Here is a 9985-nt window from a genome sequence, read left to right as displayed (position 1 = left end):
AATTTTCACTGGTCGCAATGGAGTGGAACGTGACGCAACGGTCCCGCTTTCCCACAGACCGCATCAGATCAGCACCCGGCTGAAAGGCGCGCATAGTTGACGCACACCGAACGGGACTTCGCCCATCGAACCGCTATCGATCACCGCTTCGCGATGCATCCACAAATGGCCGAGGAACATCTTGGCAGCCATCAGCAGCGACTTTGGTGCCGATCCGCTCGGATATCCCGCCTCGAATTCGATTTTGACCATACCACCAACTGCAGAGGGCCAACGGCTGCTGATGGCCGGAAGAACATCGCCGCGTGATGTGACCCGATAGTCATCAGGTGAGCCGGTCACCTCGCCCCCATCGGTATCCAGCCAGGAAACCGATGTGATCGCAGTGACCGGCGCCACACTGAGCGGCAACGGAACAGATGCAGCCACGGGAAATCGCTGCGCCTGCCACTGCAGCCCAGTCATAGGCGCAAGCCGAACGCCGCAATATTGCTCAACGAACTCTATCGCCGCATCACGTAGCACCTGGATCAATTCATCCTCGTCATCGCTGGTGATGCGCAGATGCCTTTTGCATTGCTCCAGAGGCAAAAGCCCCTCCCCGTACCCATCGGGAAACGGCACATGCAAAAGCTCGAAGATCATCGCTCAGGTCCGTATCGCTTGGATCAACCAGCCTTGTTCTTGGCCTCGGGGGCCTTCTTGTTCAAAGCCTCCGACCCGCGCTTTTCAGCGGCTTCCTTGTCCGCTTCGGACTTCTCCGCTTCGGACTTCTCCGCTTCGGCCTTCTCCGCGGCGGCCTTCTCTGCGGCGGCCTTCTCTGCGGCGGCCTTCTCCGCGGCGGCCTTCTCTGCGGCGGCCTTGCGCGCGGCAGTCTCCGATGCCGCTTCCACCGCACCTCGCCCAGCAAGGCGCTCGAAATCCGCTTTGGAATATTCGACAGTCTGACCGACCGTCCGGCCATTCAGCGGACGAAGCAAGGTCGCCTTGATCTTGTCTGCCATCATTACATCCTTCCAGTGATTTGCCCGGTTACCGGGGACGGCCGATCAGACCGTCCCCAAGAACGATCAGGCCACGAAACCAAGGTCGCCGGTGACGAAAGCTTCCGGACGGTAGATCGCCAACGCCAGGCGTTCTTCTGCGCGGATCGTCACCTTGTTGGTCCGAAAATTGTCGCCGTCTTCGGTCGAGACTTCCACCGTGGCATCCTGCCGATCGAAGATCTGCGCGCCCATGTTGAAGGCACCGGTCAGGAACGTATCGACGGTCATTGCCTGGGTCGGAACTACCGGAAGCCCCCAAAGCGTCGGCGAAAGCGAGCCCGCCGGGTTGCCGATAATGTACCGCCCCTCGCTGTCTTTGGTCAGCTCGATGCGCGCCCAGTCGATCGGATTGAGCACGAAGCCACTGGCTCCGTACTCAGCCAGTGCAACCTGCAGGGCCCCCAGGCGAAGCGTATCGATGGCCGTAGCGCCGGCAATCGTGAATGCCGCAGAGAATGCCGCCGCTTCTGCCATGAGACCGGTCAGGTTCTGCCCCGTGCCATCGCCATTCAGCAGTTGCTGCTCTTCGGCATAAGCCAAGCCATAGCGCAGACGCTGGTCGATGATGGACCGCAGCGCCGGCGCATCGGCCAGCACCTGGACAGACGCACGCATCCAGTGCGCAATCGTGCGCACCGGCGCACTTGCATCTTCGAACTGGATTTCGGACTGCGGCTTGGCAGCGCCTTCGGCAACCGGCGCGGCATTGTTGGTGAAGCCGGTCTCCTTGTCATACTCGATCGCATTCGATGCGGTCGAACCCGGGGCCAGAAGCGCACGAATGGTCATGCGCCGCTGCGGCTGCATGACCGGCGCGGGCGAACGATCCGGATCGATCAGGGTGCCGACCGAACCGGCCGCATCGGTCGTCAGCGAAGAAATGTCCTTGACCTCGACGACATGGCGCCCTCGCGGTCGGGTCTGACCGGCAAATTCCTTGAAGCCTTCATCGTGGACGAAACGCTCACCCGCGGTTCGCGGCCCGGTTTCTTCGCCGCCGCCGCGCGCCATCTTCTGCTCGAGATCGTCCAGGCGCGCTTTGGTTTCGTTCATGCCGGTCAGCAGTTCGTCCGCTTTTTCCTTCAGATCACTGCCCAGCTGGTTGCCGTTCTTCGCCTCGGCAAGGGCCTGCTCGGCGATCTCCTTGACCTTGTCGTGCTTGCGTTCGAAGTCGGCTTTCACCTCGGCCGCCAGCTGCGCGGCGGTCTTCGGCGGATCGTCATGGCCTTCCGGTCCGCGCAGATAGCGCCCGGCCTTCATCTCGCGTGCGGTCATGGGGCCCACCGCGAACGCGGCTGCAGCTGCCCCGAAGAGCATCGATTTCGTCATCATTTGTTCCTTTGGATTGGCAGGCACCCTGCCCGTGTGTCAGTTCGCCAGCAGCGCCTTCAGAAAGTCGCTACCACTGGCATCGGAGGCTCCGCCGGACTCACTCCGGAGCAGATGCGGAAGGCCATGTGCAGCAACAACTGCCGCCTTCGTTTTCGAAAAGCCTGCCTCGCGCAGGAGCCGTTCGAATTCGGGAAGAGTAGGAAGCTCGCCATGGGCCAGCTTGAATTTGACCGCGTCAATCCGCGCTTCGTCATTGGCCGGGAATGTCACCAGGCTCACCTCGACAAGATCCAGCTCCAGCAGCGTGCGAATGCCAGTCTTCTCATCGTAGGATGACTTCCGGACCCAGTAGCCGATCGAAAGCCCGGTCACGGCACCCGCACGCATCAATGCGTGGGCCTCCTTCGCCTGGGACACGTGGTCCACCAGCAAGCGGCCCTCGACGCGAAGGCCCGTATCGTCCTCGCTCAGCGTGTCGTAAACCCCGATGGGCTCTCCGGAACGATGCTGCCACAGAACAGGCACCTTGCGCCGCTTCGCCTTCAGATCGGCAAGGCTCTTGCGAAACGCTCCCTTCGCGACAACCTCGTTGTAACTGTCGATCACACCCGCAACTGAGCCATAACCGGTGAAGAGGCCATCGTCGGTAATGTCCTCGGCCTTCACCGAAAGATCGAAGTCGCGCACCTTCAGCGCGGTCTGCTTAAATTGCATTCTCATCATCCTTCGACCGCTGAACAAACGGATCTTTTCCCGAAATCCAGATCGGCGGGTGCGTCTCGCCCCAAGAGCCGAACCAGGCGCAGCCAGTTCGATTGATTTCCTCAATCTCTTCAGGCGTGAACTCCCACTTGCTAAGCACGTGGGGACGGTTGTCGAGGTCGCGATATCGATGCACATGCAACGAATAGACCGTTCCCGCTACGCCATCTTCCGGTGTCGGCGGGCCAAGAACCATGTTCGCCTCGGGGAATGGAATGCCCTTGGCCATCATTCGTCTCCCGTCTGCTCTACAGCGGCTTCAAGAGGTACGTCCTGCATCTGCACCATCGCCACATCGCCCCCTGGTATCGGTGGCAAATTCTCGAGGCGCCGCGCCTCGTTTCGGGTCATCAGGCCAATCCTGACCATGATGTTGTAAAACGCTGCGCGGCCGGCACTGTCACCGCGAAGCAACCCCTCCAGGTTGAACTCGATCGTCATTCCAGCCTGCCGCTCGGCCCTGGTCAAAAGCTGCTTCATCAGCGCGCGCTCCATGCGCCGAAGACGCTTGCGCAACGTGAACTTGATAAAGCCCAGCACGTCGGCTTCCTTGCCGGTGCCCCAGTTCGAAGACTTGTCGCCGTAACCAACCATGGCCGGCGGCACGCCAAATATCCTGCAGATCTCCTCGCCGCTGAATTTCCGGCTGTCGAGCAGCTGCGCATCCTCGGGCGTGATGGTAAGCGCTTCCCATTTCAGCCCGCCATCCAACAGCATTGGCCGCCCGGCATTCATGGCTCCCATGAATTTGTCCTGCAGCAAGCTTTCCAGCTCAGCCCGCTGCGGTCCATCAAGCCGGGTCTCAGTGGAAAGCACACCGCTCGGAAGTGCGCTGTTGGCGAACATGCGACTGGCCGTCGAGTGCGTATCCATGGCCGAATGAAATGCCGACGCGCACATGGAAAGGGTGGATCCGCCCTTGAGACGATCCCCACCGAACCCCCGAATGTGAAGCATGCTCTCCTGGCTCCGCAACCAGGTCTGCCCGTCCTCTACCCACTCGTATTGCACCACGCCCGAAGACAGTCGGCGCACCTGCATTCCGATCGGCGACACGGGCGTAATGGCTGAAATCCGTCCGGCCCCGTTGCGATCGATCCGGGCATAACCGTTGCCCTGCAGTTCGACCGAGGCAGAGAGAAACTCCCAGAAATCATAATCACTGTCGTCAAAATTCGGATCGAGCTTCAGCAGCCAATAAAGGGGATGGCGCGTCGCTTCGCGGCGGACGCCATCCCCGTCCGCCTGAAAGACCGTCGCCGAAAGACTTGCAATCGTACCGGCGATCAGGTTCACGCAAGCGTATGTCGCCGAAAGGCCCAATGGGTTGCTCCGGGCAATGCGGTCACTCCACTCGGCCACCGATACCTGGTTCGTCCTGAAATTATCCCCATCGTGCATGGACACACGGCCACTCTCCGGCGTCCATGTCGCCTTCACAGGCGCAGCCCTGGTGCGATCCCAACTGGCTTGCGCCTCGCTGGCCGCACGGGACAACTTGTACCCGCTCACGCCGCCCGCATCCCGGCGATCCAATCACCGACCGAAACTTCGTTGCCGCCGGCCACTGGGTTACGCTCCATCAGCTTCACGGCATTGAACAAGGCGCAAAGCGGGTCGATCTTCGCTTTGCCCGCCGCTTCCTTGGTGATGTACACCGCGTTACCTCGCTGTTCGGCCTTCGCGTTGCCAACGCACCAGGCCATCATGTTCGATCCGTCATGGCGCAGTGTTCCGTCGCGCAGCTTTCGCTCGGAACTCCAGACCGCCGAAGACAACTTGAAACCTTGCCCAACCGCGACCAACTGCTCGTCGCTGAGGCCGTTGCCGATCAACTCGTCGACCAGGGCTCCCACGGCTAGCGGGTCCAGCCCTACTCCCCCCTTCTCGGGCAGGAGACCGCTCTCGCTAACTTTCGCCACGATCGCAGCGACCTCTTCGATATCCTGTGTGGCATCATCGCAAAGCGTCAGGGTGCCTTCCGCAGCGAAATCCATCAATCGGGGGGCAACATCCTTACGAAGCTCGAGGACTTCTCTCATCACCCAGGCTCTTGACCAGCAAAGCCAGATTCCGGTGTCGCGTTCACGCCCCACGACACTCAGCCCGAAAAGGTCATCCAGGCCGCCCCCGTCAATGCCGCAAACAGCAACTTCACAGCGTGCTAGCAGGTCATCCAGCGATAAGGCCGGCTCGGCCGCCGCCAGCCAGTGATCTGCCCCGCGCCAGCGCTGTGCGTGAAGCCCGAGTCCGATTTCGATGTTGAGGTGCTGCGAAGCCCAGCGGGCCAGTTCGGCATCGCCCTTCTCTATCGCCTCCAGGAACTGGGGCCGAAGTAGATCGACATAAACCGAACGGCCCAGATTCGGTAGAACCATGGGCCAGTATTGGGGATCCTTCCATGGCTGCTCTCGGTCGGTCTGAAACTCCTCGGGAAACTCGTATAGCACCGGCAGGACCGTAGCCCCTTCTCCGGTAACGCGCCCGTCCCGTACGCCGCGCGCCAACATCAATTCTTCGCGAAAAACGCCTGCAGGCGGCTCATCCGACTGTGTCGTGATCTCCAGCATGAAGGCGTCCGGCCTAGCGACCATACCGCCCCAGATCTGCCCCAGCACGCGGCTCGCGTAGTGCACCTTGCCCAGGATATGCAGCTCGTCGACGATCACCCCCTTCGGAATGCCTCCCGTGGCAATTCGCTCATCGAACGTCTGTACTTTCAGCGTGGATTCTGTGACCCGATCCACAATTGCCTTGCGGTGCGCTTGGATATGGAAGCGCTCACGCAAGACCGGATCGGCTCCAATCATGCCGCTCGCCTGCTCAAACCCTCGAAGTGCGATTTCCTGCGTCGGCCCATAGATGAAGTAAGACTGTCGCGGAGCCGCATCCATGAGCAGCGCCGTAACGCCTATCGCGCCCGCCCCTGTCGTCTTTGAATTTTTCTTGGGCACAAGGCAAAGTACCTTGCGCACCATCCGCCGCCCCCCGACCACCGACCCGAAGATCGCGGCGACAAGATCGCGCTGCCAGTCGCCTGCCGCATCGCGTAGCTCCGGCTGCCCCGCCACGTCCGGCAGGCGTAGCTTGTTGAAGATCTTCACCGCCCGGCTTGCAAGCGGCCTATCTAACGGCAGATCGGGAACCAGGCTCCCCCCCCGCCGCAGTCGCTCCTTCCAGTCGGGGCAAGCAAAGCTCCAGGGCTCAATGTGCATCAGTTGGGAAGGGTCCGGCCTATTTCACCATGCAAGAGCGGCCCCCAGCCATCATCCCCACGGCCCGCGTCATATGCGGCATCGCGGCGCTCTTCCTTCACGCCCTTGCGCTTGCTAGCCCTCGTCTGGGCCGTTGGGACGGGTCCCAGCCTTGCCTTGTCCAGACGCTTCAGCAGCTTTTCGGTCGCGGACGTCTTACCTGCCAGCGACTGTTCATTGAGCCGGGCCAGAAGTTCGGCTTCCAGAACCAGACCGGCATGGCGCTTCGCCTTGCGGACCTCGGCATGTGAAAAATAGTGCTTCTTCATCGTCGGCACTGACAGCCCGATTGCTGCCGCGCAGTCCGCCTCGCTCCTTCCCATCCCAAGCAGTATGATGATTTTCTCTAGGTTTTCTGCGGTTGGCGCATGCTGCGGGCGCGCCTTCGCCCCCTTGTTCGCGGGCACGGGATGGCCAAGCAAGTCGAATGGCAGCCACGCCGGCGCCCCGCCCTTGCCTGAAACTTCATCCGACACGAAAAAAATCTCCGAATGAGAGGGACGGCGGTCCGGAGGCCACCAGCCCTGTGAACTTTCGACCTCCCCCCGTCAGCGACCGCCACGCGCTCGCTTCGCCCTCGCCTCAGCCGTCTTCCGGTTGTGGCAGGGTTGGCACAGCCATTCGAGATTGGCTGGATCGAAGTCGGCTCCGCCGTCCTTGCGCTCAACCTTGTGGTCGAGGATCAGCCGCTTGGTAGAACCACACACCGCACACCACTTGTCAGGCTGCAGTCGCCTTGCCTCAGCCCACTCTGCCGATTGGTAGAACCGATCCGCCACCTTCGGCATCGCCTTCACCCTCGAGGACAACGCGCCGAGGCGAGAGGGCATGGACTTGAGACGACCCATCATGGCTCCAAACAGAAACGGGCGGCAGTAGCGAAAGCCACCACCGCCCGCCATTCCAGGGAGAGAAAGCCGAACGCCGCCCGGCATACGTCGATCAGCGTGCCCACTGGCTAACCCGAAAACCTGTTCAAACGGACACCCTTTATTTTCGTGTTCAAAATCTTCGACTCTTGACCGATTGAACAAAGGACTTGAGCCGAGTCGCGAACCTTACGCTCTGTTCAAAGCGCCACCGGCTCTCGATCCAGCGCCACAGTCAGCCGCCCGATTGCCCTCTCGTACGCCTTGCGCATGCCATCACTGGTAGTCGGCAATACGGCCCGACGCGCAAGATTGTAGAGCTCGCCTCCTAAGGCCCGATACACACGATCCCATCCGAAGCCATCAGGCCCAGGCCAGCGCTTCATGATGATCACAAGCCCCACCAAGGGGCGGTGTCCTTCGGGGATCGCATTCGCAAGCGGCCGATCACCGGTCAGCATCCGCTCCACAAGGCCCGCACAGCGCCTGGTCAGCTGAGGAGAAGGGCTCGCCTCATCATCGGCATAGTCAGCCCACCGATCGCGTACGATGGCGGGCCACGCCGTGCGCTGCCCTGCCGCCAGCCACGCTCGCTCCCGGTCAGGCATGGCGCCCAGGTACTCGACTGCGGCCATCAGCATGTCTTCGGCCTCTTGCCATGTCACCACGGTCATAATTTTCCCCATAATATTTAAGCTTGGAGTTGAGGTTGAGAAGGTGACGGACGGTAAACGGGTGCATAGGTCCGAAAAGCCTGCGCACGCGGGGGCACATGGGCATCATGGGCTATGCGAACCGTCCGTAACCGTCCGTTACTTGTCTGAAGCCCAGCGTTTCTGCCGAGCCGGGCAACGGACTGTTGATCTCGAAACAATCCGGTAACAATCCGTTCCAACCGTCCGGCGCGGTGTAGCTGAGTGCAAAAATCACACCTCGCAAGTGTGCCATTTGCCCCCGCACCCCGCAATAACGGACGGTAGAGGCCAAACAGTCCGTAACCGTCCGTATTACAGTCCGTATTCCAAGCCATCTCAATCATCGCCGAGCATGTCGTCGTCGAACTGCGGGCCGTCCCAGTCCCCCAGATTGCTCTCGCCACTGGCCCGATCAGCGCCAAAATTCGCGGTCGGCTCCGCCGACCCATGGCTTGACCTATCGGCAGGGCTATAAGCCTCCACCGCCGCGAACGGGTCTTCCACGCGCAGCTTGATGCCTTTGCGCACCTTGTTGCCCTTGCCATCCTTCACACCGATGATCTGGCGCTGTGTCAGATCACGGCCGAACTTGGTCGCGTTCCACTTCTTGCGCTGCTCCTCGTCAAACTCATTGCGCTCCATCCATTGCTTGAAGTCCTCGAGCAGCACCTTCGAACTGGTGGAGGCATCGCGGTCGGTCAGGTCAGCCCTGGCATCGATCCACTCGCCCAGCGGGCTTGCTTGCGCCCAGAAGTCGGTCAGGGCCTCCATCTCGACATGCGGCATGGGCACGCGCCGATCGCCAAGCCATTCCAGGCACCCCCGGATCATCCAGTTCAGGATACCACTCTTTTCGCTCAGCAATCGCTCTCGCAGCTGCGCAGGCGGCTCGAAGCCGGCAGGTGACAGCCTGATGTCCACCTCCCACAGGATCAGGCGGAATCGCCGCCGGAAGCCCTTGTCGTCGCTGGGCATCGAAGGCAGCGGGTTCACCTCTACGAACAGCTTCCATCTCGGCTTGAACGTCACTTCGGTTTTCTCGCCGGATCCGCGCGCGGTCAACGTGCCGCCGCCGGTCACCTGCTTGATCGTCTCGCCGTCCCACGTCACGCGCGGCGGCGGCTCGTCACAAAGCACGAAACGGACGTCGCCAGACAGGCGCACAAGGTCGGATCGGTGCTCGCTGCCCGATTTCTGGAAGCTCGCCTGAAGGAACGTCTTCACCGGGCTGTGCCGGTAATAATCGCCATGCAGGTCGCAGATGATCTCGTGCGTCTTGGTCTTGCCGTCGCCGCCACGTCCCTTGTGAACGTAGAATTCCTCGCAGTCGGTCAGCCCTGTCAGGGTCTGCCCGTACATGCGCGGGAACACGGCCCGCATCTCTGCATTCGGCTGCACGAACTCCAGGCGCTCGGTCCACTGCGGGCACTCGGCCTTGGGATCGTATTCCACATTGGCGATCTGCATCAGCATGTCGCGCGGCTCATGTCCCTTTTGGAACTTGGCTACCCACTTGCCGGCATCGTTTTGCCTGAAGCGAATGGTTCCGTTCTGCACGTTGTAGGTAAGCGGATCCTTGTCGAAATCCTCGGACCACGCGCGCATACTGGAAAGATCCTTCGCCTGAAGCAGCATGTTCGTGGTCGCACTGGCGTTGCCGGACTTGATCGCCCACTTGTGCAGCTGGGTCAAACGGTCCAACGCGCGCGAAGGCGTGCACCACTCCCCAAACCGTTCGAGCAGGGCCTGCGCATCAGGTGATTTGGGATCCCCGATCAGCTCGCCCAGCGCTGCGGCTTCGTCATGCAGATGCATCGCCACTTCGTGCGCCACCTGCCGCGCGCGGTGCGGGCCCTCGCGATCGGACCACCGCTTGTCGTCCCAGGCGATCCACGCCTTGTCGTCCACCCACTTCAGCTTGCCCTTGGCCAGCGCCTCGAGGCGGCGACCGTTCCCGTAATCGTTGCACTCGAACCATGCCAGGCGCAGCGGATCGTCAACGGGCACCGGAACCATCGGCCCGTCAT

General features: G+C 61.4%; 11 protein-coding genes. All 11 read right to left on the bottom strand.

The genetic code is table 11. The annotated features are described in order from the left end of the window. Positions 1-63: 63 nt before the first annotated feature. Complete coding sequence (locus HT136_RS01655) at positions 64-645, bottom strand: head-tail connector protein (RefSeq protein ID WP_214197070.1); 582 nt, start codon at positions 643-645, stop codon at positions 64-66. A 23-nt stretch (positions 646-668) separates the two neighbouring features. Beyond that, entirely contained in the window at positions 669-1007 is a 339-nt protein-coding gene (locus HT136_RS01650; protein ID WP_214197068.1) for a hypothetical protein, read from the bottom strand. A 63-nt stretch (positions 1008-1070) separates the two neighbouring features. Next, complete coding sequence (locus HT136_RS01645) at positions 1071-2378, bottom strand: phage major capsid protein (protein WP_214197066.1); 1308 nt, start codon at positions 2376-2378, stop codon at positions 1071-1073. Between the two features lie 36 nt (positions 2379-2414). Then, the gene (locus HT136_RS01640; RefSeq protein ID WP_214197064.1) at positions 2415-3092 is read right to left on the bottom strand and encodes an HK97 family phage prohead protease; all 678 of its coding nucleotides are present in this window, start codon (positions 3090-3092) and stop codon (positions 2415-2417) included. Beyond that, positions 3082-3372, bottom strand: coding sequence for a hypothetical protein (locus HT136_RS01635; protein WP_246543242.1), 291 nt, complete (start codon positions 3370-3372; stop codon positions 3082-3084). Before HT136_RS01635 ends, HT136_RS01640 begins: the two co-directional genes overlap by 11 nt. After that, positions 3369-4652 (bottom strand): phage portal protein, encoded by a 1284-nt coding sequence (locus HT136_RS01630; protein WP_214197062.1) that lies wholly within the window; start codon positions 4650-4652, stop codon positions 3369-3371. Before HT136_RS01630 ends, HT136_RS01635 begins: the two co-directional genes overlap by 4 nt. Then, positions 4649-6244, bottom strand: a complete 1596-nt coding sequence (locus HT136_RS01625) for a terminase large subunit (RefSeq protein WP_343222078.1) — start codon at positions 6242-6244, stop codon at positions 4649-4651. Before HT136_RS01625 ends, HT136_RS01630 begins: the two co-directional genes overlap by 4 nt. Positions 6245-6354: 110 nt before the next feature. After that, entirely contained in the window at positions 6355-6870 is a 516-nt protein-coding gene (locus HT136_RS01620) for a hypothetical protein (RefSeq protein WP_214197060.1), read from the bottom strand. 72 nt (positions 6871-6942) lie between these two features. Continuing rightward, positions 6943-7182: an HNH endonuclease signature motif containing protein gene (locus tag HT136_RS26695; protein WP_425516870.1), complete on the bottom strand. Its 240-nt coding sequence runs from the start codon at positions 7180-7182 to the stop codon at positions 6943-6945. A gap of 281 nt (positions 7183-7463) precedes the next feature. Next, positions 7464-7937 carry a hypothetical protein gene (locus HT136_RS01610; RefSeq protein ID WP_214197057.1) on the bottom strand — a complete coding sequence of 158 codons (474 nt, stop codon included), beginning with the start codon at positions 7935-7937 and terminating at the stop codon, positions 7464-7466. A gap of 357 nt (positions 7938-8294) precedes the next feature. Further along, positions 8295-9974: a DNA primase family protein gene (locus HT136_RS01605; RefSeq protein WP_214197055.1), complete on the bottom strand. Its 1680-nt coding sequence runs from the start codon at positions 9972-9974 to the stop codon at positions 8295-8297. Positions 9975-9985 lie beyond the last annotated feature (11 nt).

Source organism: Novosphingobium profundi, from assembly GCF_018491765.1.
GTDB lineage: Bacteria > Pseudomonadota > Alphaproteobacteria > Sphingomonadales > Sphingomonadaceae > Novosphingobium > Novosphingobium profundi.
The sequence above is the reverse complement of the archived record's forward strand: the minus strand, read 5'-3'. Positions and strand labels throughout refer to the sequence as shown.